Source organism: Nonomuraea sp. NPDC050663 (genome assembly GCF_044456985.1).
Lineage (GTDB): Bacteria > Actinomycetota > Actinomycetes > Streptosporangiales > Streptosporangiaceae > Nonomuraea.
This window is the reverse complement of the sequence record NZ_JBITGL010000001.1, coordinates 172,628-194,925: the sequence shown is the minus strand read 5'-3', so window position 1 is coordinate 194,925 and position 22,298 is coordinate 172,628. Positions and strand designations below refer to the sequence as shown.

Here is a 22,298-nt window from a genome sequence, read left to right as displayed (position 1 = left end):
GCTCGCCGGTCATGGGGGTATGACTGCTCTCGACTACACCTTCACCGCCCCGCTCGAGAAGGACGGCGCCTTCACGACCTTCGTGACGGTGCCAGGTTCCGCCGAACTCCTGGGCACCCGCCGGCCGGTCAAGGTCAGCGGCACCATCGACGGGCACCCGTTCGCGGCGACGCTCATGCCGTCCGGGGAGGGCCCGCACTGGCTCCCCGTGAAGAAGGCCCTGTGCAAGCTCATCGGCAAGGAGGCCGCGGGCGAGGAGGTGCGCTTCCACCTTCAGGAACGGCTGAGCTGAGCCGTGTGACGTTCACAGAAGGCGGCGTTGGACGACGTCGGCGATGACCGCCTCGACGACCTTGTGCAGGTCGCCGGGCCGCTCCGCCTCCCGGTCGGCGTACACCAGGTGCGCGGCCCCGATGAGCGAGAGCGCGAGCGCGTCCACGTCGGCGTCCGCGGCGATGCGTCCCATCTCGCACTCGTCTCGCAGGTAGGCGGCGACCACGCCCGCCGCCTGCGTCAGCACGGGGATGCCGGGCGCGGTCCCGGCCCTGCGCAGCCGGGCCCGCAGCCCGTCGCGGAAGATGACGAGGCCGACCACGGACACGGTGACCGGGTCGAACAGCCGGATCAGCGCCTCGGTGAGGTGCCCCGCGACCGGTCCGCTCCCCGCCGACGCCCGCAGTTCGGCGCCCTCGGCGTCGAGCCGGGCGATGCGCGCCAGCACCAGCTCGGCCAGGAAGTCGTCGAAGTCGGCGAAGTGCCGGTGCAGCACGCCCTTGGCCACGCCCGCCTCGTCGGTGACGGCCCTGCTGGTCAGGCCGTTCGCCCCGTCGCGGAGCAGCACCCGCTCGGCGGCCTCGAACAACTGCTGCCGCACGTCCCGCAGAGCCACTCCCGTCGGCACCGCACGTCCTTCCCGTGAATCCTTCGCGCTAGGCGAAACGTTATCCCGTTGGCGAGTGGGCAGACGCCCACTAGAGTGGGCACATGCCCACTCCTCCTCCTGCGCATACGGCCAGGCAGATCGCCGAGTCCTTCGGCAACGACGCGGAACGCTACGACCGGGCCAGGCCCGCCTATCCCGAGGCGATGGTCCAGCGGATCGTCGCCGCCAGTCCCGGTCCCGATGTCGTCGACGTCGGCTGCGGCACCGGGATCGAAGCCCGCCAGTTCCTCGCCGCCGGGTGCACGGTGCTCGGGATCGAGCCCGACGCCAGGATGGCCGCCTTCGCCCGCCGTACCGGAGTCGACGTCGAGGTCGCGACGTTCGAGTCGTGGCAGGCCGGCGGGCGCACCTTCGACGCCGTGATCGCCGGCCAGTCGTGGCACTGGGTGGAACCCGTCGCAGGCGCCGCGAAGGCCGCCGCGGTGTTGCGCCCGGGCGGGCTGCTGGCGTTGTTCGCCCACGTCTACGACCCTCCGGAACCGATCGTGCGGGCGCTGACCGACGCCCTGCGCCGGGCCGTACCTGACGCGCCCTTCGGCGACGTCCGCGCTCCGGCGCGGCAGCTGTACCAGCAGATGTTCGCCGGATTCGCCGACGGCGTGCGGGCCTGCGGCGCGTTCGCCGAACCGGAGATGTGGGAGGTGCGGTGGGAGCGGTGGTACACCCGGGACGAGTGGCTCGACCTGCTGCCGACCACCGGCGGGCTCACGCGGCTGACGCCAGGGCAGCTCGCCGAGGTGCTGGCCGCCGTCGGCGCCGCGATCGACGCCGCCGGGGGCGGCTTCACGCTGCCGTTCACGACGCAGGCGCTCACCGCCCACCTTGGGAGCTGAGCGCTACCTGGGCCGGCGGGCGGCCAGCTCCACGCGGGCGAACAGCGCGACCAGCACGGCGAGCACGGCCGACGGGGCCAGGAGCCAGAGCCAGCGCTGGGCCCACCACTCGGCGGTGGGCTGCGCCGGCAACGTGCCGCCCACCCCTTCGAAGACCCACACCACCACCAGGTACGCGGTCATGTGCCAGAGGAAGATGGTCAGCGCGACCACGTTGAGCGCCACCACCGGCTTCCAGGCGCCCGGACGGCGCAGCAGGCGCTCGGCGGGCGGCGTGATCAGGATCAGCAGACCGAGCTGGAAGACGGCCAGGGCGGCGATCGTGGCGTTGGTCGGGAAGATGTTGGATTCACCACCGCCGACGGTGCTCACCATCGAGGCGGGATACCCGGCTCCCCACGTCAGCCCGACCAGCCCCGCCAGCCCGGCCCCGGCGATCGCCAGCCGCTGCCGGAGCGGCCGATGCCCCAGGTCCCAGCCGCGCCAGGCGTAGCCGAGCTGGTGACAGAACACCCACACCACCGCGGAGGTCACCCAGCCCGCCCAGCCCAGTCCGGCGCCCCGGTGCGCCACGCTGCCGAGCACGATCAGCAGCACGAGCCACACCAGGACCCAGACTCCGTAGCGGAGATGCAGACCGGCGGTGAACGGCACCATGGCGATCAGCACGCCGTACACGCCGAGGAACCACATCGGCGTCAGGTAGCCGGGAAACCACTCCCACATCCACCTGTGCGGGCCCGGCAGGGCGGCGGCGACCAGCTCGACGGCGAGCCACACCAGGGCCCAGACGGCGGTCGGCCAGAGCAGCCGGCGCAGCCGGACGCGGACGAACTCGCCTGCGGACGAACCGCGTGATCGCGCCCGCTCCCAGCCGACCAGGTTGGCGTACCCACCCACCAGGAAGAAGACCGGCATGATCTGCAGCACCCAGGTGGCCAGCCAGCCGCCTGGCACGGTGTGGATCGGGTTGGGCATGCCGAGGCTGCCGTCGGGGGTGCGGTGCGTGACCGACAGGGTCCAGTGCCAGAGCGTGACGACCACGATGCACAGGGCGCGGGCAGCGTCGACGACCCGGTCGCGGGACGCCGGTGTGGCCTCGACCAGCCGGTCCAGCTGCGAACGTGGACCGCTCAGCGGTACAGCTCCTCGATGTCGTCCGCGAAGTCCTTGTGGACCAGGGAACGCTTGACCTTGAGCGTCGGGGTCAGATAGCCGTTCTGCTCGGTCAGGTCGATGGGCAGGATCCGGAACTTCCGCACCGACTCCGCCCGGCTCACCGACGTGTTGACCTCGTCCACCGCCTTCTGCAGCTCGGCCAGCAACTCCGGATCCTCACGCACCTCGGCCCCCGGCCGCCGTCCGGCGGCCCGCTTCCAAGACGCCAGCGCCCCCGCGTCCAGGACGAGCAGCGCGGCGATGAACGGGCGCCGGTCGCCGACGACGATCGCCTGCTTGATGAGCGAGTGGGCGCGCAGGCGGTCCTCGATCGGCTCCGGGGCGAGGTTCTTGCCGCCGGCGGTGATGATGATCTCCTTCATGCGGCCGACGATCGTGAGGAACCCGTCCTCGTCGACAGTGCCCAGGTCGCCGGTACGCAGCCAGCCGTCGGGAGTCATGACCTCCCTGGTCTTGCCCTCGTTGCCCCAGTAGCCCTGGAACACGACCGGGCCCTTGATCAGGATCTCGCCGTCGTCGTCGATCCGGATCTCGACGCCGGGCAGGGGCGGCCCCACCGTGCCGATCTTCTGTCCGTGCGGCGGGTTCACGGTCGCCGCGGCGCTCGTCTCGGTCAGTCCGTACCCTTCCAGCACGGGGACGCCGATACCGCGGAAGAAGTGGCCGAGCCGGGCACCGAGCGGCGCTCCGCCGGAGATGGCGTAGCCGACCCGCCCACCGAGCGCGCCCCGCAGCCGCCGGTAGACCAGCCGGTCGGCCAGCCGGTGCGCCAAGCGCAGGCGCAGGCCCGGCCGCCCGTTCTCCAGCGCCTGGCTGTAGGCGACGGCGGTCCGGTCGGCCCAGTCGAAGATCTTCCTCCTGCCCTGCTTGTAGGCCCGCTGCTGGGCCGCGTCGTGGACCCGCTCGAACACCCTGGGTACGGCCAGCAGGAACGTCGGCCTCAGCACCCGCAGATCCGCGGTCAGCCGAGAACGGTCGGCGCTGTGCGCCAGGCACACCCCGCGCTCCACGGCGGCCACCTGGATCACCCGTGCGAAGACATGCGCCAGCGGCAGGAACAGCAGGGTCGACGCGTCCTTGGTGAAGATCTGTTCCAGGCCGGCGATCGCGGCGCGGGCCTCGTGCAGGAGGTTGCCGTGCGTCAGCATGCAGCCCTTCGGACGGCCGGTGGTGCCCGAGGTGTAAATGATCGTCGCCAGGTCGTCGGCCGACACCGCCCGGCGGCGTTCGAGCAGTTGGGCGTCACCCACGTCCACGCCGCCCGCGCGCAGCCGGTCCAGCCCGCCGCGGTCGATCTGCCAGATCTTCGGGGACCCGGGCGCGCTCTCGACCAGCAGGCGATGAGCCTCGGTCTGGACCACCACCGCGACCGGGCCCGAATCCTCCAGCACCCAGGCGACCTGCTCGGCCGAGGAGGTCTCATAGATCGGGACGGGCACCGCCCCCACCGTCCACAGGCCGTAGTCGACCAGGGTCCACTCGTAGCTGGTGGCGGCCAGCAGCGCGACCCGATCGCCCGGCTGGATCCCGGCCGCGATGAAGCCCGCCGCCATCGCGCGCACATCGGCCGCGAACCGCCCACTCGTGACCGGCCGCCAGCTTCTGTCACCCGAACGGCGCCGGAACAGAACCCGATCGCCGTCCACCCGGTCGTCGGCGAACACCACATCGGCGAGCTGGGCGTCGGCGTCAACGGTGGCCGGGGCCGCGAGAACACGCATCGGTCATCTCCCCGTACAGGACCAGAACGGTGATTGGCCTGTTTCCTCAGGTCATAGGGCACAAACTCGGCATTCGTCACCATCGCCGAGACATGACCATCCGGTGAACCGACCCGCCCATCTGGCACCTGGGCCCCGGCATCTACCGGTCGCGCCAGCCATCGCGCACCTCACCCTCCGCGCGGCTCGCGGCGGGAACCACCGTCGAAGCCGCCAAGGGCTGCTCGCACAGCGTGATCGTGATCGCCCTCACCGGCGTACGCGCTAAGGTTCTCGTCATGGTCATGTTCACGTGCAGCCAGTGCGGGACGGCGGTGACGCTGGACCTGGTGGAGACCGCCTACCAGCCCGCCCGCCGGCCGCCTCCACGTGAGCGCCACGAAGACGCCCCGCAACTGATCCCGCGCGGCCGGTTCGCCATCGACCCGGAACCCTTCAGCGTCATGACGTTCGTTCCCGGGATCGAGCGGATGGTGTCGGACGAGGGGCCGCGCAGGACGATCCTGATGAACGTCGACGATCTCATCGCGGTGGAGCCCCATCCAGACCCCGGAGCCATGGGATTCGGCTGTTGCGGCTTGGACCCGCACGGGCCCAATCTCAACTGTGCGGGATGTGGCCAAGGGGTCGCCGCCGAGGCGAACGACTGTGGCATGCCTTGGCACTGGGTGAGGCTCTTTCCCGACGCGGTGCTGGGTGCCCCTCCCGCTCCCGCGCCTGACACGGTGCGGCGCAGGCACGACAGGCGCCGTGGGAGGCGTTAGCGTCTCGCGGTCCTGAGCATCGCACCATGCTGCCTCTCCCTGAGGCTGCCTAACATGATCAACCGGTCGTCCTGCGCACCATCACGGTGATCGGTTCCGGTCGTTGCGCCAGAGGAGCACGCCTGGAGCGCGACTCAACCCCGTGTGGGTGTCGATGGCTCGGGCGTTAGGGACCACCCCCTCCGCACAGCCCATACCCGCCATCGCCGGAAGCGCCCGATGCGCAAGGCCCGAGCCGTGGCAAGCATGCGCGCCGTGAGAACCCCGTGCGGGGTGTCGATGGCCGCCAGGCCATCGACCTTGGGGGTGTGGGGGTGGGCCGAAGGACCACCCCCACCAGGCACAGCCCGAGCTCGACTAGCGCCGAAGGCGCACGATCCGCGAGGCCCAAAGCGCCGAAGGCGCACGACCAGCGAGGCCCAAAGCACTGAAGGAGGACGACAAGCGAGGCCAAAGAAAAGGCGCCCTCCGAGGAGAGCGCCTTTCCAGGGGGTCAGCCAGAAGCCGACCAATATGTGTTAGCGGTTGTACTGCCCGAAGTCGTACTCCTCCAGCGGAACGGCTTCGCCGCTCCCGGTGCCGAAGGTGTAGTCGGCCGCAGATCCGTCGTAACCGCCGACGGTGTACATGGCGGCCTTGGCTTCCTCGGTAGGCTCCACCCGGACATTGCGGTACTGGGGCATACCCGTTCCCGCCGGGATGAGCTTACCGATGATGACGTTCTCCTTCAGGCCAAGCAGGGAGTCCGACTTGGCGTGGATGGCCGCGTCGGTGAGGACGCGGGTCGTCTCCTGGAAGGAGGCCGCCGACAGCCACGACTCGGTGGCCAGCGACGCCTTGGTGATGCCCATGAGGACCGGACGGCCGGAGGCGGGGGTGCCACCCTCGGCGACGGTCTCGCGGTTCATCTGCTCGAAGCGCGGACGCTCGACCAGTTCACCGGGCAGCAGGTCGGCGTCGCCGGACTCCAGCACGTTCACGCGCTTGAGCATCTGGCGGACGATGATCTCGATGTGCTTGTCGTGGATCGACACACCCTGCGAGCGGTACACCTGCTGGACCTCGGCGACCAGGTGCAGCTGGACCGCACGCGGGCCGAGGATGCGCAGCACCTCGTTGGGGTTGACCGCACCGGCGATGAGCTGCTGGCCCACCTCCACGCGCTGGCCTTCGCCGACGAGCAGGCGCGACCGCATCGAGACCGGGTAGGCGACCTCGTCGGAGCCGTCGTCGGGAGTGACGACGACCTTGCGGGTCTTGTCGGTCTCGTCGATCCGCACGCGGCCGGAGGCCTCCGAGATGGGCGCGACACCCTTGGGGATACGCGCTTCGAAGAGCTCCTGGACACGGGGCAGACCGTGGGTGATGTCGGCGCCCGCCACACCACCGGTGTGGAAGGTACGCATCGTCAGCTGGGTGCCGGGCTCACCGATCGACTGGGCGGCGATGATGCCGACCGCCTCGCCGACGTCGACGAGCTTGCCGGTGGCCAGCGAGCGGCCGTAGCAGGTCGCGCAGACACCGATCTTGGCCTCGCACACCAGCGCGGAGCGGGTGCGCACGGTCTCGATGCCGGCTTCGACGAGGTCGGTGACGTGGATGTCGTTGATGTCGACACCGGCCTGGGCGATGAGCTTGCCGTCGACCTCGACGTCCTCGGCGAGGATGCGGCCGTGGACGTTGGACTCGGCGTTCTCCGCCTTGACCAGGTTGCCCGACGAGTCGCGCTCACCGACGTGCAGCGGGACGGCGCGGTCGGTGCCGCAGTCGATCTCGCGCACGATGACGTCCTGCGCCACGTCGACCAGACGTCGGGTCAGGTAACCCGAGTCGGCCGTACGCAGGGCGGTGTCGGCCAGACCCTTTCGCTGACCGTGGGTGGAGATGAAGTACTCCAGCACCGACAGGCCTTCACGGAAGGAGGCCTTGATCGGACGCGGGATGGTCTCACCCTTGGTGTTGGACACCAGACCACGGATACCGGCGATCTGACGCACCTGCATCTTGTTACCGCGCGCACCGGAGTTGACCATCATCCACACGGGGTTGGTGGCCGGGAACGCGTTGACCATGTCGGTCTCGACGTCGGCGGTGGCGTGGGTCCAGATCTCGATGAGCTCCTGACGGCGCTCGTCGTCGGTGATCAGGCCGCGCTCGTACTCGCGCTGGACCTTGTCGGCCCGGCGCTCGTAGTTCTCCATGATCTCCGCCTTGTTCGGCGGGGCCACGACGTCCTCGATCGAGATGGTGACGCCGGAGCGGGTCGCCCAGCGGAACCCGGCGTCCTTCAGCGCGTCGAGCGCCGTGGCCACGTCGATCTTGGGGTAGGTCTCGGCCAGCTCGTTGACGATCGCGGAGAGCTGCTTCTTGCCGATCTGGAAGTTGACGTACGGGTAGCTCGCCGGGAGCGTGTCGTTGAACAGCAGGCGGCCGAACGTCGTCTCCAGGCGGATCGGGTCACCCTGCTCCCAGCCCTCGGGAGCGACCCATTCGCGCGGCGGCAGGACGTCCTTCATCCGGATCTGGATCTTGGCCTGGATCTCCAGCTCGCGGCGGTCGAAGGCCATCTGGGCCTCGGCCACCGAGCCGAAGACGCGGCCTTCGCCGGCTGCGCCGTCCTTCTGCGTGGTCAGCCAGTACAGGCCGATGACCATGTCCTGGGTGGGCATCGTCACGGGCTTGCCGTCGGCCGGCTTGAGGATGTTGTTGGTCGAGAGCATCAGGATGCGTGCCTCGGCCTGGGCCTCAGCCGACAGCGGCAGGTGCACGGCCATCTGGTCGCCGTCGAAGTCCGCGTTGAACGCGGTGCAGACGAGCGGGTGGATCTGGATGGCCTTGCCCTCGACCAGCTGCGGCTCGAACGCCTGGATGCCCAGACGGTGGAGCGTGGGCGCGCGGTTGAGCAGCACGGGGTGTTCGGTGATGACCTCTTCGAGGACGTCCCACACGACCGGCTTGGCCCGCTCGACCATCCGCTTGGCCGACTTGATGTTCTGCGCGTGGTTCAGGTCGACCAGGCGCTTCATCACGAACGGCTTGAACAGCTCCAGCGCCATCTGCTTGGGCAGACCGCACTGGTGCAGCTTGAGCTGCGGGCCGACGACGATGACCGAACGGCCGGAGTAGTCGACTCGCTTGCCCAGCAGGTTCTGACGGAATCGGCCCTGCTTGCCCTTGAGCATGTCGCTCAGGGACTTCAGCGGCCGGTTGCCGGGCCCGGTGACCGGGCGGCCACGGCGGCCGTTGTCGAACAGGGAGTCGACGGCCTCCTGGAGCATCCGCTTCTCGTTGTTCACGATGATCTCGGGGGCGCCGAGGTCAAGGAGACGCTTGAGGCGGTTGTTCCGGTTGATCACACGACGGTAGAGGTCGTTGAGGTCGGAGGTCGCGAACCGGCCACCGTCGAGCTGCACCATCGGGCGCAGGTCCGGCGGGATGACCGGGATGCAGTCGAGCACCATGCCGTTGGGCGTGTTGGTGGTGTTCAGGAACGCCGACACGACCTTGAGCCGCTTGAGGGCGCGGGCCTTCTTCTGGCCCTTGCCCGAGCGGATGGTCTCGCGCAGGTTCTCGGCCTCGGCGTCGAGGTCGAAGCTGACCAGACGCTCCTGGATCGCCTGAGCGCCCATGCCGCCCTTGAAGTAGCGGCCGAAGCGGTCGCGCATCTCGCGGTAGAGCATCTCGTCGCCCTCGAGGTCCTGGACCTTGAGGTTCTTGAAGCGGCTCCAGACCTCTTCGAGGCGGTCGAGCTCGCGCTGGGCGCGGTCGCGCAGCTGGCGCATCTCGCGCTCGGCGCCCTCACGGACCTTGCGACGCTGGTCGCCCTTGGCCCCGGAGGCCTCGAGCTCGGCCAGGTCGGCCTCGAGCTTCTTCTGGCGCGCCTCGACGTCGGCGTCACGGCGCTGCTCGATGTGCTGCCGCTCGACGGAGACCTTGGCCTCCAGCGACGGCAGGTCACGCTCGCGCATGTCCTTGTCGACGTGCGTGATCATGTAGGCCGCGAAGTAGATGACCTTCTCGAGGTCCTTCGGGGCCAGGTCGAGCAGGTAGCCCAGACGCGAGGGCACACCCTTGAAGTACCAGATGTGGGTGACGGGAGCGGCCAGCTCGATGTGGCCCATCCGCTCACGACGCACCTTGGCGCGAGTGACCTCGACGCCGCAGCGCTCGCAGATGATGCCCTTGAACCGGACGCGCTTGTACTTACCGCAGTAGCACTCCCAGTCGCGGGTCGGGCCGAAGATCTTCTCGCAGAAGAGTCCGTCCTTTTCCGGCTTGAGAGTCCGGTAGTTGATGGTCTCCGGCTTCTTGACCTCGCCGTGCGACCACTGGCGGATGTCGTCGGCAGTGGCGAGGCCGATGCGGAGCTCGTCGAAGAAGTTGACGTCGAGCACTTGTTCCCCCTATTCCTCAGACCTCGTCGACGGACATCGCGCCCTCATTGGGACGCCTGGCAAGATCGATGCCGAGCTCTTCCGCGGCGCGGAAGACATCCTCGTCCGTGTCCCGCATCTCGATGGACATGCCGTCGCTGGAGAGCACCTCGACGTTCAGGCACAGCGACTGCATTTCCTTGATGAGGACCTTGAAGGACTCGGGGATGCCGGGCTCGGGGATGTTCTCGCCCTTGACGATCGCCTCGTAGACCTTCACGCGGCCGAGCACGTCGTCGGACTTGATGGTGAGCAGCTCCTGCAGGGCGTAGGCGGCGCCGTACGCCTCCAGGGCCCACACCTCCATCTCACCGAAGCGCTGGCCACCGAACTGCGCCTTACCACCGAGCGGCTGCTGGGTGATCATGGAGTACGGGCCGGTCGAGCGAGCGTGGATCTTGTCGTCGACCAGGTGCAGCAGCTTGAGGATGTAGATGTAGCCGACCGAGATCGGGTACGGGAACGGCTCGCCTGAGCGGCCGTCGAACAGCCTCGCCTTGCCGGTCTCCTGGACCATGCGGTCGCCGTCGCGGTTGGGCGTGGTGTTCTTGAGCAGACCGACGATCTCCTCCTCGTGGGCGCCGTCGAAGACGGGCGTGGCCACGTTGGTGAAGGCGTCGATCTGGCCGAAGCCGTTCTCGGTGAGCCTCTCGGCCCACGCCTCCTTGATCCCGGTGACGTCCCAGCCTCTGGCGGCGATCCACCCGAGGTGGGTCTCCAGCACCTGGCCGACGTTCATTCGGCCGGGCACGCCCAGCGGGTTGAGGATGATGTCGACCGGCGTGCCGTCCTCGAGGAACGGCATGTCCTCGACGGGCAGGATCTTGGAGATGACGCCCTTGTTGCCGTGGCGGCCGGCGAGCTTGTCACCGTCGGTGATCTTACGCTTCTGGGCCACGTAGACGCGGACCAGCTCGTTGACACCGGGGGGAAGCTCGTCGCCCTCTTCGCGGCTGAACACGCGGACGCCGATGACCTTGCCGGACTCGCCGTGCGGCACCTTCAGGGAGGTGTCGCGGACCTCGCGCGCCTTCTCACCGAAGATCGCGCGGAGCAGGCGCTCCTCCGGGGTCAGCTCGGTCTCGCCCTTCGGGGTGACCTTGCCGACCAGGATGTCGCCGGGGACGACCTCGGCGCCGATCCGGATGATGCCCCGCTCGTCGAGGTCGGCGAGGACCTCTTCCGAGACGTTGGGGATGTCGCGGGTGATCTCCTCGGGGCCCAGCTTGGTGTCGCGGGCGTCGACCTCGTGCTCCTCGATGTGGATCGAGGAGAGGACGTCGTCCTGCACCAGACGCTGGGAGAGGATGATCGCGTCTTCGTAGTTGTGACCCTCCCACGGCATGAACGCCACGAGGAGGTTCTTGCCCAGCGCCATCTCACCGGTGTCGGTGCAGGGGCCGTCGGCGACGACCTGTCCGACCTCGATGCGGTCGCCCTCGGCGACGATCGGCTTCTGGTTGAAGGAGGTGCCCTGGTTGGACCGCTTGAACTTGGCGACGCGGTAGGTGATCCGGGTGCCGTCGTCGTTCATGACGGTCACGTAGTCGGCGGAGACCTCCTCGACCACACCGGCCTTCTCGGCGGTGATGACGTCGCCGGCGTCGGTCGCGGCTCGGTACTCCATGCCGGTTCCGACCAGCGGCGCCTCGCTCCGCAGCAGCGGCACGGACTGCCTCTGCATGTTGGAGCCCATGAGCGCGCGGTTGGCGTCGTCGTGCTCGAGGAAGGGGATCATCGCGGTGGCGACCGACACCATCTGGCGCGGCGACACGTCGATGTAGTCGACCTCGGAGGCACGCGCGAGCTCGGTCTCGCCGCCCTTGGTGCGGACGAGGACGCGGGCCTCGGCGAAGGTGCCGTCGGCGTTGAGCACCGTGTTGGCCTGCGCCTTGACGAAGCGGTCCTCCTCGTCGGCGGTGAGGTAGTCGATCTGGTCGGTGACCTTGCCGTCGACGACCTTGCGGTAAGGCGTCTCGACGAAGCCGAAGGCGTTGATCCGGCCGTAGGAGGCCAGCGAGCCGATCAGACCGATGTTCGGGCCTTCGGGGGTCTCGATCGGGCACATCCGGCCGTAGTGGGACGGGTGCACGTCTCGGACCTCGAAGCCCGCCCGCTCGCGGGACAGACCACCGGGGCCCAGCGCGGACAGACGGCGCTTGTGCGTCAGTCCGGCCAGGGGGTTGGTCTGGTCCATGAACTGCGACAGCTGCGAGGTGCCGAAGAACTCCTTGATCGACGCCACGACCGGGCGGATGTTGATCAGGGTCTGCGGCGTGATGGCCTCGACGTCCTGCGTGGTCATGCGCTCGCGGACGACGCGCTCCATGCGGGCCAGGCCCAGGCGGACCTGGTTCTGGATCAGCTCGCCGACGCTGCGCAGGCGGCGGTTGCCGAAGTGGTCGATGTCGTCGGTCTCGACGATGACCTCACGGCCCTCGGCTCCGGCCATCGACTCCTCGCCGGCGTGCAGCCGGACGATGTACTCGATGGTGGCGACGATGTCTTCCTCGGTCAGCGTGCCCTGCGTGATCTCGCTGTCGACCCCGAGCTTCTTGTTGATCTTGTAACGACCGACCTTGGCCAGGTCGTAACGCTTGGGGTTGAAGTAGAGGTTCTCCAGCAGGGTCTGCGCGGACTCCTTGGTCGGCGGCTCGCCCGGACGCAGCTTGCGGTAGATGTCGAGCAGCGCGTCTTCCTGGCCGGCCGTGTGGTCCTTCTCCAGGGTGGCGCGCATCGACTCGTACTGCCCGAAACGCTCGAGGATCTGCTCGTTGGTCCACCCCAGTGCCTTGAGAAGCACGGTGACGGCCTGCTTGCGCTTGCGGTCGATGCGGACGCCGACGCTGTCGCGCTTGTCGATCTCGAACTCGAGCCAGGCACCACGCGAGGGGATGACCCGGCACCCGAACAGGTCCTTGTCGGAGGTCTTGTCGACGCTGCGGTCGAAGTAGACGCCCGGCGAGCGGACCAGCTGGGAAACGACGACACGCTCGGTGCCGTTGATGATGAAGGTGCCCTTCGGGGTCATGAGCGGGAAGTCGCCCATGAACACCGTCTGGCTCTTGATTTCACCTGTCTCGTTGTTGATGAACTCCGCCGTGACGAACATCGGGGCGGAGTAGGTCATGTCCTTGTCTTTGCACTCCTCGACGGAGTACTTCGGCGGCTCGAACCGGTGGTCGCGGAACGACAAGGACATGGTCCCCGAGAAGTCCTCAATGGGACTGATCTCTTCGAAAATCTCTTCGAGGCCCGACTGAGTCGGGACGTCCTTTCGCCCGGCCTGGCGAGCCGCCTCGACCCGGGCCTTCCACTTCTCGTTGCCGAGCAACCAGTCGAACGATTCGGTTTGCAGGGCAAGAAGGTCAGGAACCCCAAGGGGCTCCTGGATACGCGCGAAAGTGACGCGACGGGGACCGGATACGGCGGAGGCGTTGCGCGAGGCTGCCAACAGATGTCCTTCCGAGGGCTCGCGGCGGACTGACTACACGCACGCCAGACGACCTCGCTCCGTGAGCAGCAAAACGGGTCGTCAAAGGGCAGCGCAAAAGGGCAGTGTAGCCTACCGGCCCACGCCTGTCCACTCCGCTCTCGCTGCATGCTCCACGTTGCTCGCAGCATCGCCCGTCCAGGCGGAAACGTCAAGCCCGTGAGCCGGACTTTCGCCGTATTCGTGGCCCAGACGCTGGGATTTCTTCCCTGAGAGACACTGTGCGAACCGTCGCGCCCAGACGATACCCGCGATCAAGGACGGCTAACGCAGCGTTACAACCAAGGCAGAACCCAGGTGGAACTGTGACGGTGGTACCCGCTGGAGCGCCCTGGCCAAACCTGAATTTAGATAACAATTGAAGGACGCGGCGCGCCCGAGACTCAGGCCTTGCCCACCAGGGTCGAGAGTTCGGCCACCAGCCAGCGCGAATCGGTGCGGACCATCGTCAGCCGGGCACGGTTTTGACTGAACTGTTGTTCGGCGCCGACCGCGATGCCCATGTTCACGAAGACGAGCACGTCGACCCGGTCGGGCGTGGCCCGTTCCACGGCGGCGCCGGCGACCGCCGCCTGCTGCACCTTCTTGTCGGCCCGCGCCTGCCCGACCAGCGTCTTGGTCAGCTCGGCGTAGTGCTTCGACAGCTCGCCCGTGGTGTGCTCGCCGGCGCGGGCCAGGTCCTGCTCGATCGTGCGGTAGTTGTACGACAGCAGGTCGGGCGTGACCGCCCTCGCGGCCGCCACGGCCTCGGCGCCCGCCGCGTCGGCGGCCCGCATGCGGCCCAGGTCGGTCGCCATCACCGCGACCGCTCCCCCCAGCCCAAGGACGGCCAGGCCGAGCACGACGATGATCATCCATCTCACAGGACCTGCACCGCCTTGGCCACCAGCCACGATCCGCCGACCTTGATCAACTCCATCGACCACCGGTAGAACCGTTTCTGCGGCGGGGAGTTCGAGCCCTCCCACCGGATGTCCACGTCGGCCACCACGAGGATCTTGGCAGAGCCCGGTTTCATGGACTCGAGCCCGGTCGCCCGCAGCACCCCGGTCTGCACGACCTTGTTGGCCAGCGTGGTCTCCTTCAGCTTCGCCGCGCCGGCCGAGTATTCGGAGCGCGCGGGCCCGGTGGAGGTCGCCAGGATGCGCTGGATGTCGGCGTCGACCGTCGTGTGGCTGATCGAGATGAGATTCATCGCATGCGTGCCCGCCGCGTCGAGGGCGGCCTGTCGCTCGTCGGCCTGGGCATGGGCCTCGCGCACCTGCCCGCCCGTCCACAGCGCGGCGCCGGCCAGCAGCGCGACCAGCACTGCCAGCGAGGGGATCAGGAGCCGTCGCGCCATGTCACGGGATCATAACCGGCCAGCCAGGCTCGCAAGCCAGGAATCCCGGGCGTGGGGAGCGGATCGGGCACATTGCGCGAGCCACGGACATCCGTCTCGCTCGATCGCGAGGCCTTGCAGTGGGTGTCGAGCCGGGCCGCCCTGACGGAGACGTCCTGCGGATATCGGCGCTCGACCAGGTATCCCTCCCGGCACGGCGGAGGCACGTTGAGGTTCAGGTTGAGCCCGAAGTGCAGCCCGTCGTCCCGGACCACGGTGAACGCGCCGGCGATCCCGGCGGGGTAGCCGATCATCAGCTGGCGCAGGGCGTGGGCGCGGGACGAGGCGGCCTGCCCGCCGATGACGAGGTTGGTCAGCAGGGGCCGCAAATGGGGCGAGATCCCGTCGACGAGCTTCTCGATGGGCGGGACGACGGCCGCCGAGGCGTCGATCGCCCCGTCGAGGTCCCGGGCCTCCAGGGCGTCGGTGAAGGCCGCCAGGTCCCTTGAGAACGCCTGCAGCTCCCCTCCGAGCTCCCGCTGGGTGCCCAGGACGGTCTCGCCGTGCCGTACCAGCGAGATCGTCTCGGGCAGGACGGCGGCGGCCGAGTCGACGAGCGTGGAGCCGGCCTCCAGCAGCCGGCGCAGGTGCGGGCCGTCGAGCGCCTGCTGCAGCTCGGTCACCATGATCTCCACGTCGCGCGGGTCCACGGAGCGCAGCAGCCCGTCGGCGCTCTCCAGGAGTCGCGCGGTGGAGACGGGCAGGAGGGTGCGCTCGCGCGGGATCACGTCGCCGTCGGCCAGGTACGGCCCCGCCGTACCCTCCGGGCGCAGGTCGAGGTACTGCTCCCCCACGCCGGAGCGGTTGGCGACCACGGCCCGCGTGCCCGCGCCCGGCACCGGGATCTCCAGCCGCAGCCGCGCTCGCACGCCGTCGGCGGTCAGGCCCAGCGACTCGACCCTGCCCGCCGGGACGCCCCGGTAGGTGACCTCGGCGTTCTCGAACAGCCCGCCCGTCTCGGCCAGGTCCACCGCGACCAGGTAGCCGCCGGGCAGCACCCGGGCGTACTCCACGAGCGTGTAGGCCGTGGCCGTCACCGTGACCACGAGGAAGATCAGCAGTTTGAGCCGCATCCCAGCAGGTTCTCCAGCGTCGTCGAGGGGCTCAGGTCGAGGGTCACGTCCACGTTGCCGTAGTCGCCCCTGACCATGCCGGCGGTCGGGAAGGGGAAGGTGATCGCGGTGCCCAGCCCGCGCGCGATGTCGCGTTTGGCCCGGTCCAGCTGGGCCAGCAGGGCGCGCAGGTGGCGCAGGTTGGCCAGGGTGTCGTCGTGCGAGCGGCGCACCACCCGCTCGGCCGTGCGCCCCAGCTCGCCCAGGCCGCGTACGAGCCCTGTCAGGTCCTCGCGCTGGCGCCTGAGCTGGTTCACCGCCGGGCCGATGCGGGTGGCGACCGCGTCGATCGTCCCGGTCCGCGCGGCGAGCGTGGCGGCCACCTGGTCGAGGTCGCCGATGAGCCGCACGATGTCGCCCTTGGACCGGTCGAGGCCCGCGGCGAAGGTGTCCAGCCGGCGCAGCAGGCTCCTGAGCCGTCCGGTCCGCCCGCCGAGCACCTGGTCGAGCTCCCTGGTGATGGTGCCGAGTTGTTCGAGGCCGCCGCCGTTGACCACCAGGGAGGCGGCGGCGAGCACCTGCTCGACCTCGGCGCCCTGGCCGGTGCGCGCGATCGGGACACGCGTGGCCGCCGGTCCCCGGCCCGCGGGTTCGAGCCGGACGTACTTCTCCCCCAGCAGGCTCGTCTGCGCGATCGCGGCGCCGGTCGCGGGCGGGAGCTCCACGTCGCCGCGGACCGTGCACACAACCTCGGCGCGCCACGACACCAGCTCGATCGAGGTCACCTTGCCCACGGTCACGTCGTCGACCTTGCACAACGACTGCGGCACCAGGTCGAGGGCGTCGGCGAACTCGATCGTCACCTCGCGCGGCCGCTCCCCCAGGTCGGCGCCGCCGGGCAACGGCATGTCCTGGACCGCGCACCCCGCCGCGGCCAGCAGCACCACCAGGAGCGCTCTCACGGCACCAGCCCTCCCAGGCTCGGATCGGGCCCGGCGCCCGCCGGTAGCGGCACCAGGTTCTGCACGATCGCGTCGAACCACCGGCCGTTGCCCACCGCGTCGGCGAACTGCCGGGTGTACGGCACCAGCAGGCGCAGCGTGCGGTCGAGGTTCTCCTCGTTGCGCCGCAGCAGCGCCACGAACGATCTCAGCTCCCTGAGCGCCGGTCCCAGCCGGGCACGGTTGTCGGCGATCAGGCCGTCGATCTGGCCGGTCAGGGCGACGGTATTGATCAACAGGCTGTGGATGACCGCCCGCCTGGCCAGGATCTCCCGCAGCAGCAGGTCGCCGTCGGCGGCCAGGTCGCTCAGGCGCTCCCTGCGCTCGCCGAGGAGCCCGGTGACCCGTTCCGCGTGCCGTACGAGCTCGTGGAGGCTGTCGTCGCGCTCGGAGACGGTCCGCGCGAGCCTGCCGAGGCCGTCGAGCGACGAGCGGATCTCCTCCGACGAGCCGTCGATCGTCGTGGCGAGCACCTGCATGGCCCGCCTGAGCGCGCCGGCGTCGAGCCGGTCGGCGCTGCGGGTGACGTCGCCGACCGCGGGCACGATCTCGTACGGCACGCTGGTGCGCGTCAGCGGGATCGGTCCGGCCAGCCTTCCCGGTCCGCCCGGTTCGAGCACGACGGAGTGCGAGCCGAGCAGCGTGGCCAGCCGGATGTGCGCCCGGGTCGCGGAGCCGAGCGCGACCGCGTCCTCGACCCGCAGGTCGACGCGGACCCTGGCGCCGTCGAGCTCGACCGCCTCCACCTCGCCGACCCGCACGCCCGCGATCAGCACGGGCTCGCCCGGCCGCAGCCCGGCCGACTCGGCGAAGTGCGCCGAGTAGGCGGCGCCCGACGGCAGGCGCACCCCGAGCGCCACGACCACCGCCGCCACCACGACGGCCACGGAGGCCAGGCCGAGCGGAGCGGGGTTCATCCTCCTGAACATCGTGCGCTCGCATTCTCGATCTTCACGCCCACCCGCAGCGAGCACAGGTAGAAGTTGAACCAGGAGCCGTAGGAGACCGCGCGGGTGAGCTGGTTGAGCCGCAGCGGCACGGCGTCGAGCGCGGCGTCGACGCGCTCGCCGTCGGCGTTGAGCCCGGCCAGGAAGCTTTCGGTGTGGGCGAGGTCGGCCTTGAGGTCGGGACGTGCCCGCGTCAGGAACCCGGCGGTGACGCCCGTCAGCCTGTCGAGCGTGACCAGCGACTCCCCGATCGCCCTGCGGTCGCCCGCCAGCCCCTTGACCAGGGCGTGCAGGTCGTCGATCAGCCTGGCGTACTCCTCGTCTCGGGCGGCGACGCGGCCGAGCACGGTGTTCAGGTTGCCGATTACGCGGCCGATCACGGCGTCGCGATCGGCGAGCGTGGTGGTGAGCGAGGCGATGTGGCCCAGGAGGCTCTCGACCGTGCCGCCTTCGCCCTGCAGCACCTGGACGATCTGCCAGCTGAGCCGGTTGACCTGCGCGGGGTCGACGGCTTCGAGCAGCGGGCGGAAGCCGTTGAACAGCGCGGTCACGTCGAGTGCCGGCCGGGTGTCGTGGATGGTCCCGCCCGCCGCGAGCGTGCCCGGCCCGCCCTTGCCGGTGGCGAGCGCCAGGTAACGCTCCCCGATGAGGTTGCGCCAGCGGATCGCGGCGGTCACGCCCTTGGGCAGGCTGTGGCGCCGCTGGACGCTGAAGCGCACCTCCGCCCTGCCCGCCACCAGCGCCACACCCTCGACGCGGCCCACGCGCACGCCCGCGATGCGCACGTCGTCGCCCTCGCGCAGGCTGCTCGCGTCGGTGAACAACGCCCGGTAGTCGCTGGTCTCCACGAACTGCACGCCGGAGATGGTGATCGCCAGGACGGCGACGCAGGAGCCGGTGAGCAGCATGAAGAGGGCCAGCTTGACCGCCGTTTTCATGGGCGGGTCCCGTCGTCGAAGGCGACGCCGGGGAAGGGCACGGGCGGGTTCGGCAGGCCGTAGCAGCTCGGGCCGCGGGTGTCGGCGTAGCGAGGTGCGTCGCTCCCCGGCTGGTACGGCCTGGCGGGACGGACGAGCTCCAGCACCGCCCTGACCCTGCCGCCGGCGAACACGCGCTCCAGGCGGGGCCGCAGCCGCTCCAGCCCTCGGAAGGAGCAGGGGATCGCGGGGGCGTAGCGCGCGGTGACGCCCAGGGCGGGCCTGATCACGTGCTGCAGGCCGACGATGCCCGGCTCGTGCTCCTTCAGCAGCGCGTCGAGCTTGCTGACGAGCTTCTGCCCGGTCAGCGTGTCGAGGGCGGCGCGGTTGGCGGTGACGGCCTGGCCGAGCTCGGCGCCGTTGTTGAGGAGCCTGAGCAGGTCGGGGGCGGCTTCGCCGTACAGCCGCAGGACGTCGGCCAGCGCGGTGATGTCGCGTCTGATGGCGGGAAGGTGGGGTTCGAGTGCCGTGAGGTAGGCGTCGGCCCTGTCGATGGTCGTGCCGATCGCGGCGCCGCGGCCGTCGAGCGTGGTGGCGAGCTGGGTGAGCGCGGCGCTGAGCCGATCTGGCCGCACGCCGCGCAGCGCCGGGAGCAGGCGGTCGAGGAGCTGGATGGTCTCGACCGGGTTGCCGGTGGCGGTGAGCACGTCGCCGTTCCTGACCGGCGCGGTGGGACGCGCGGGCGGGATCAGGTCGACGTACTTCTCGCCGAACAGCGTCTTGGGCAGCAGCCTGGCCGTGGAGGCGCGGTCGACCGGTTCGTCGAGCGCCAGGAGCAGCTCGGCGCCGCCGGGCACCTGACGGACGCGTGACACCTCGCCGACGATCACTCCGCGCACCTTCACGTCGGCGCGCGGGCCGAGCTGCAGCCCGGCGCTGGGCGTGCGCAACGTGACCTCGGTGGCACCGGAGAGGACCTTGAAGTAGGCGCCGAGCGTGACCGCCACGAAGGCGGCCATCAGGGCGACGAGGGCGGCTGCGTACCTCATCCGGCCAGCCTCACCGTCGTCGTGGTCCCCCAGATGGCCAGCCCGAGCAGGACGTTGGCCACGTTCACGGTGACCAGGACGGCCCGTACGGCCCGGCCGACCGCCACGCCCACGCCCGCGGGCCCGCCGGAGGCGTGGAAGCCGTAGAAGCAGTGGATGAGGATCACCAGCACCGAGAAGACCATCACCTTGCCGAAGGACCACAACACGTCGTAGGGCACCAGGAAGAGCCCGAAGTAGTGGTCGTAGGTGCCGCTGGACTGGCCGTAGAACAGCGTGGCGACGGTCCGGGTGGCCAGGTAGGAGGCCAGCAGGCCGAGCACGTAGAGCGGGATGACGGCGCAGAATCCGGCGATCAGGCGGGTGCCCACCAGGAAGGGCCGCGACGGGATCGCCATCACCTCCAGGGCGTCGATCTCGTCGCTGATGCGCATCGCGCCGAGCTGGGCGGTGAATCCCGAGCCGACCGTGGCCGACAGCCCGATCGCGGCGACCAGGGGCGCGATCTCGCGGGTGTTCACGTAGCTCGACAGGAAGCCGGTGAAGGCCGAGGTGCCGATCTGGTCGAGCGCGGTGTAACCCTGCAGCCCCACCTCGGTGCCGGTGAAGAACGTCATGAACGCGACGATCGCCATCGTGCCGCCCACGACGGCCAGGCCGCCGGTGCCCAGGCTCACCTCGGCCAGCAGCCGCAGCACCTCCCTGCGATATCTGGCCGCGCGAGGAAGGCTGCCCAGAGCCTTGGCGTAGAACTCGGCCTGCTCGTTGATCACGTGGTCACCGCGCTGATGAGGAAGTTCTCGGCGAACAGGGCCATCGCGGAGAAGACCACCGTCTGGTTGACCGCGTCGCCGACGCCCTTGGGCCCCCCTGCCGCCGTCAGGCCCTTGAAGGAGGCGATCAGGCCTGCCGTACCCCCGAAGACCAGCGCCTTGATCTCGGAGACCCACAGGTCGCCGACCTCGGCCAGGGAGTTGAACGATTGCAGGTAGGCGCCGGGCGAGCCGCCCTGGGCGACGACGTTGAACAGGTAGCTGGCGATGAGCCCCACGGTGGTGACCAGGCCGTTGAGGAAGGGCGCCACGACGGCGCACGCGACCACCCTGGGCACGACCAGCCGCTGAAGCGGATCCACGCCGAGCACCTCCAGAGCGTCGATCTCCTCGCGAATCTTCCGCGCGCCCAGGTCGGCGCAGATCGCGCTGCCCGCGGCGCCCGCGACCATCAGCGCGGTGACCACCGGGCTGGCCTCGCGCACGATGCCGAGCACCGCGGTCGCCCCGGTGAAGGACTGGGCGCCGAACTGGCGGATGAGGTTGCCCGCCTGCAGGGCCAGGACCGCGCCGAACGGGATCGCCACCAGGGCGGTCGGCAGGGCGCTGACGCTGACGATGAACCACGCCTGCTGCAGGCACTCGCGCCAGTGGAAGGGGCGTTTCAGCGTCGCCCGCGCGGTGTCCAGCGACAGGGCGACGAATCGCCCGATGTGAGCGACTGGACGCGGAGAGTGACGGTCGATGGCCGCGAGAAAGGAGAAGCCTGGCATGAGCTGATTTACCTGACGCCGTCGAGATGGGCGCTGAGAAGGCGGGGATACTCCTGCAGCCAGTCGCGCCCGCGCTCGTCGACGAATGAGCCGGGCGGAGCGGCGACCCCGTTGGCCGCCAGCCACGTGCCGGGGGCCTGCTGGCTGCGGCGCAGCCGGCCCGCGGTCGGCATGAGCTGCGGCGGGATCGGCGGCAGCGCGCCGGGGTCGTGACCCTGCTGGGCCTCGGCCTCCAGCTCGGAGACGTCCTTCTCCTCCGACATGCCGATGGGCCCGTGCCTGCGGGCGTTGAGGAACTGCCGCACGACCGGCTCGCCGCTGGAGAGCATCATCTCGCGCGGGCCGAACATGACCAGCTCGCGGCGGAACAGCAGCCCGATGTCGTCGGGCACGGTGCGAGCGGTGTTGATGTCGTGCGTGACGATCAGGAAGGTCGCCTCGATCTCGGCGTTGAGGTCGACGATCAGCTGGTTCAGGTAGGCGGTGCGCACCGGGTCGAGGCCCGAGTCGGGCTCGTCGAACAGGATGATCTCCGGATCGAGCACGAGCGCGCGCGCCAGCCCCGCGCGCTTGCGCATGCCCCCGGAGATCTCCCCCGGCAGCTTGCTCTCCGCCCCCATGAGGCCGACCAGCTCGATCTTCTCCATGACGATCCGGCGGATCTGCGACTCGTTCTTCTTGGTGTGCTCGCGCAGCGGGAAGGCGATGTTGTCGTAGATGTTCATCGAGCCGAACAGCGCGCCGTCCTGGAAGAGCACCCCGAACAGCCGGCGCAGCTCGTAGAGCTTGTTCTCGCTGCAGTTGGCCAGGTCGTGACCGTCGATCCAGATGTGGCCGCGGTCGGGGCGCAGCAAGCCGACGAGCGTCTTGAGGAAGACCGACTTGCCCGTGCCCGACGGGCCCAGCAGCACCGAGATACCCCCGGCGGGCAGGGTGAGGGTGACGTCCTCCCAGATGACCTGCCGGCCGAACGACTTGGTCAGGCCCTCGACGACAACCTCGACGCCCACGGTCACCTTCCCTTCGCTGGGGGTAACTT

At 69.7% G+C, this 22,298-nt stretch carries 18 protein-coding genes; 3 read left to right on the top strand and 15 right to left on the bottom strand.

Annotated elements, in window-relative coordinates; all coding sequences use genetic code 11:
• Positions 1-19: 19 nt before the first annotated feature.
• Positions 20-292, top strand: coding sequence for a DUF1905 domain-containing protein (locus ACIBH1_RS01005; RefSeq protein WP_397311502.1), 273 nt, complete (start codon positions 20-22; stop codon positions 290-292).
• 12 nt (positions 293-304) lie between these two features.
• On the opposite strand, the gene ACIBH1_RS01000 is transcribed toward ACIBH1_RS01005, so the two are convergent.
• A complete protein-coding gene (locus ACIBH1_RS01000) occupies positions 305-901 on the bottom strand; it encodes a TetR/AcrR family transcriptional regulator (RefSeq protein WP_397311501.1) in 597 nt (198 codons plus the stop codon).
• A gap of 83 nt (positions 902-984) precedes the next feature.
• Between ACIBH1_RS01000 and ACIBH1_RS00995 the strand changes: the two genes are divergently transcribed.
• Positions 985-1,776: a class I SAM-dependent methyltransferase gene (locus tag ACIBH1_RS00995; protein ID WP_397311500.1), complete on the top strand. Its 792-nt coding sequence runs from the start codon at positions 985-987 to the stop codon at positions 1,774-1,776.
• Between the two features lie 3 nt (positions 1,777-1,779).
• Here the strand turns inward: ACIBH1_RS00995 and ACIBH1_RS00990 are convergent, their stop codons facing one another.
• Together ACIBH1_RS00990 and ACIBH1_RS00985 are read right to left on the bottom strand one after the other, a co-directional pair.
• Positions 1,780-2,883 (bottom strand): acyltransferase, encoded by a 1,104-nt coding sequence (locus tag ACIBH1_RS00990; RefSeq protein WP_397312174.1) that lies wholly within the window; start codon positions 2,881-2,883, stop codon positions 1,780-1,782.
• A gap of 26 nt (positions 2,884-2,909) precedes the next feature.
• On the bottom strand, positions 2,910-4,676 hold the full coding sequence (locus ACIBH1_RS00985) for an AMP-dependent synthetase/ligase (protein WP_397311499.1): 1,767 nt from the start codon (positions 4,674-4,676) through the stop codon (positions 2,910-2,912).
• Positions 4,677-4,909: 233 nt separating this feature from the next.
• On the opposite strand from ACIBH1_RS00985, the gene ACIBH1_RS00980 reads away from it, so the two are divergent.
• Positions 4,910-5,440 carry a hypothetical protein gene (locus ACIBH1_RS00980; protein WP_397311498.1) on the top strand — a complete coding sequence of 177 codons (531 nt, stop codon included), beginning with the start codon at positions 4,910-4,912 and terminating at the stop codon, positions 5,438-5,440.
• A gap of 518 nt (positions 5,441-5,958) precedes the next feature.
• Here ACIBH1_RS00980 and ACIBH1_RS00975 read toward each other — a convergent pair.
• The 12 genes from ACIBH1_RS00975 to ACIBH1_RS00920 form a co-directional block, all read right to left on the bottom strand.
• Complete coding sequence (locus ACIBH1_RS00975) at positions 5,959-9,834, bottom strand: DNA-directed RNA polymerase subunit beta' (protein WP_397311497.1); 3,876 nt, start codon at positions 9,832-9,834, stop codon at positions 5,959-5,961.
• Positions 9,835-9,850: 16 nt separating this feature from the next.
• Positions 9,851-13,327 (bottom strand): DNA-directed RNA polymerase subunit beta, encoded by a 3,477-nt coding sequence (gene rpoB, locus ACIBH1_RS00970; RefSeq protein WP_397311496.1) that lies wholly within the window; start codon positions 13,325-13,327, stop codon positions 9,851-9,853.
• A gap of 422 nt (positions 13,328-13,749) precedes the next feature.
• Positions 13,750-14,220 (bottom strand): hypothetical protein, encoded by a 471-nt coding sequence (locus tag ACIBH1_RS00965; RefSeq protein WP_397312172.1) that lies wholly within the window; start codon positions 14,218-14,220, stop codon positions 13,750-13,752.
• Between the two features lie 5 nt (positions 14,221-14,225).
• Positions 14,226-14,708 (bottom strand): hypothetical protein, encoded by a 483-nt coding sequence (locus ACIBH1_RS00960; RefSeq protein ID WP_397311495.1) that lies wholly within the window; start codon positions 14,706-14,708, stop codon positions 14,226-14,228.
• Positions 14,690-15,820 (bottom strand): MCE family protein, encoded by a 1,131-nt coding sequence (locus ACIBH1_RS00955; protein WP_397311494.1) that lies wholly within the window; start codon positions 15,818-15,820, stop codon positions 14,690-14,692. Before ACIBH1_RS00955 ends, ACIBH1_RS00960 begins: the two co-directional genes overlap by 19 nt.
• The gene (locus ACIBH1_RS00950) at positions 15,802-16,761 is read right to left on the bottom strand and encodes an MCE family protein (RefSeq protein WP_397311493.1); all 960 of its coding nucleotides are present in this window, start codon (positions 16,759-16,761) and stop codon (positions 15,802-15,804) included. Before ACIBH1_RS00950 ends, ACIBH1_RS00955 begins: the two co-directional genes overlap by 19 nt.
• Positions 16,758-17,717: an MCE family protein gene (locus ACIBH1_RS00945; protein WP_397311492.1), complete on the bottom strand. Its 960-nt coding sequence runs from the start codon at positions 17,715-17,717 to the stop codon at positions 16,758-16,760. The genes ACIBH1_RS00950 and ACIBH1_RS00945 overlap by 4 nt, the downstream gene beginning before the upstream one ends.
• Positions 17,714-18,685 carry an MCE family protein gene (locus tag ACIBH1_RS00940; RefSeq protein ID WP_397311490.1) on the bottom strand — a complete coding sequence of 324 codons (972 nt, stop codon included), beginning with the start codon at positions 18,683-18,685 and terminating at the stop codon, positions 17,714-17,716. The genes ACIBH1_RS00945 and ACIBH1_RS00940 overlap by 4 nt, the downstream gene beginning before the upstream one ends.
• Positions 18,682-19,713: an MCE family protein gene (locus tag ACIBH1_RS00935; RefSeq protein ID WP_397311489.1), complete on the bottom strand. Its 1,032-nt coding sequence runs from the start codon at positions 19,711-19,713 to the stop codon at positions 18,682-18,684. Before ACIBH1_RS00935 ends, ACIBH1_RS00940 begins: the two co-directional genes overlap by 4 nt.
• Positions 19,710-20,486 carry an MlaE family ABC transporter permease gene (locus tag ACIBH1_RS00930; RefSeq protein ID WP_397311488.1) on the bottom strand — a complete coding sequence of 259 codons (777 nt, stop codon included), beginning with the start codon at positions 20,484-20,486 and terminating at the stop codon, positions 19,710-19,712. Before ACIBH1_RS00930 ends, ACIBH1_RS00935 begins: the two co-directional genes overlap by 4 nt.
• Complete coding sequence (locus tag ACIBH1_RS00925) at positions 20,483-21,259, bottom strand: MlaE family ABC transporter permease (protein ID WP_397311487.1); 777 nt, start codon at positions 21,257-21,259, stop codon at positions 20,483-20,485. Before ACIBH1_RS00925 ends, ACIBH1_RS00930 begins: the two co-directional genes overlap by 4 nt.
• A gap of 8 nt (positions 21,260-21,267) precedes the next feature.
• On the bottom strand, positions 21,268-22,269 hold the full coding sequence (locus tag ACIBH1_RS00920; RefSeq protein WP_397311486.1) for an ABC transporter ATP-binding protein: 1,002 nt from the start codon (positions 22,267-22,269) through the stop codon (positions 21,268-21,270).
• Positions 22,270-22,298: the final 29 nt, after the last annotated feature.

What these genes read in the sequence shown, in the direction of transcription:
- ACIBH1_RS01005 (WP_397311502.1), top strand. Translation starts at nt 20, where the DNA reads ATGACTGCTCTCGACTACACCTTCACCGCCCCGCTCGAGAAGGACGGC.
- ACIBH1_RS00995 (WP_397311500.1), top strand. Translation starts at nt 985, where the DNA reads ATGCCCACTCCTCCTCCTGCGCATACGGCCAGGCAGATCGCCGAGTCC.
- ACIBH1_RS00985 (WP_397311499.1), bottom strand. Translation starts at nt 4,676, where the DNA reads ATGCGTGTTCTCGCGGCCCCGGCCACCGTTGACGCCGACGCCCAGCTC.
- ACIBH1_RS00965 (WP_397312172.1), bottom strand. Translation starts at nt 14,220, where the DNA reads ATGATCATCGTCGTGCTCGGCCTGGCCGTCCTTGGGCTGGGGGGAGCG.
- ACIBH1_RS00960 (WP_397311495.1), bottom strand. Translation starts at nt 14,708, where the DNA reads ATGGCGCGACGGCTCCTGATCCCCTCGCTGGCAGTGCTGGTCGCGCTG.
- ACIBH1_RS00955 (WP_397311494.1), bottom strand. Translation starts at nt 15,820, where the DNA reads ATGCGGCTCAAACTGCTGATCTTCCTCGTGGTCACGGTGACGGCCACG.
- ACIBH1_RS00945 (WP_397311492.1), bottom strand. Translation starts at nt 17,717, where the DNA reads ATGAACCCCGCTCCGCTCGGCCTGGCCTCCGTGGCCGTCGTGGTGGCG.
- ACIBH1_RS00940 (WP_397311490.1), bottom strand. Translation starts at nt 18,685, where the DNA reads ATGAAAACGGCGGTCAAGCTGGCCCTCTTCATGCTGCTCACCGGCTCC.
- ACIBH1_RS00935 (WP_397311489.1), bottom strand. Translation starts at nt 19,713, where the DNA reads ATGAGGTACGCAGCCGCCCTCGTCGCCCTGATGGCCGCCTTCGTGGCG.
- ACIBH1_RS00925 (WP_397311487.1), bottom strand. Translation starts at nt 21,259, where the DNA reads ATGCCAGGCTTCTCCTTTCTCGCGGCCATCGACCGTCACTCTCCGCGT.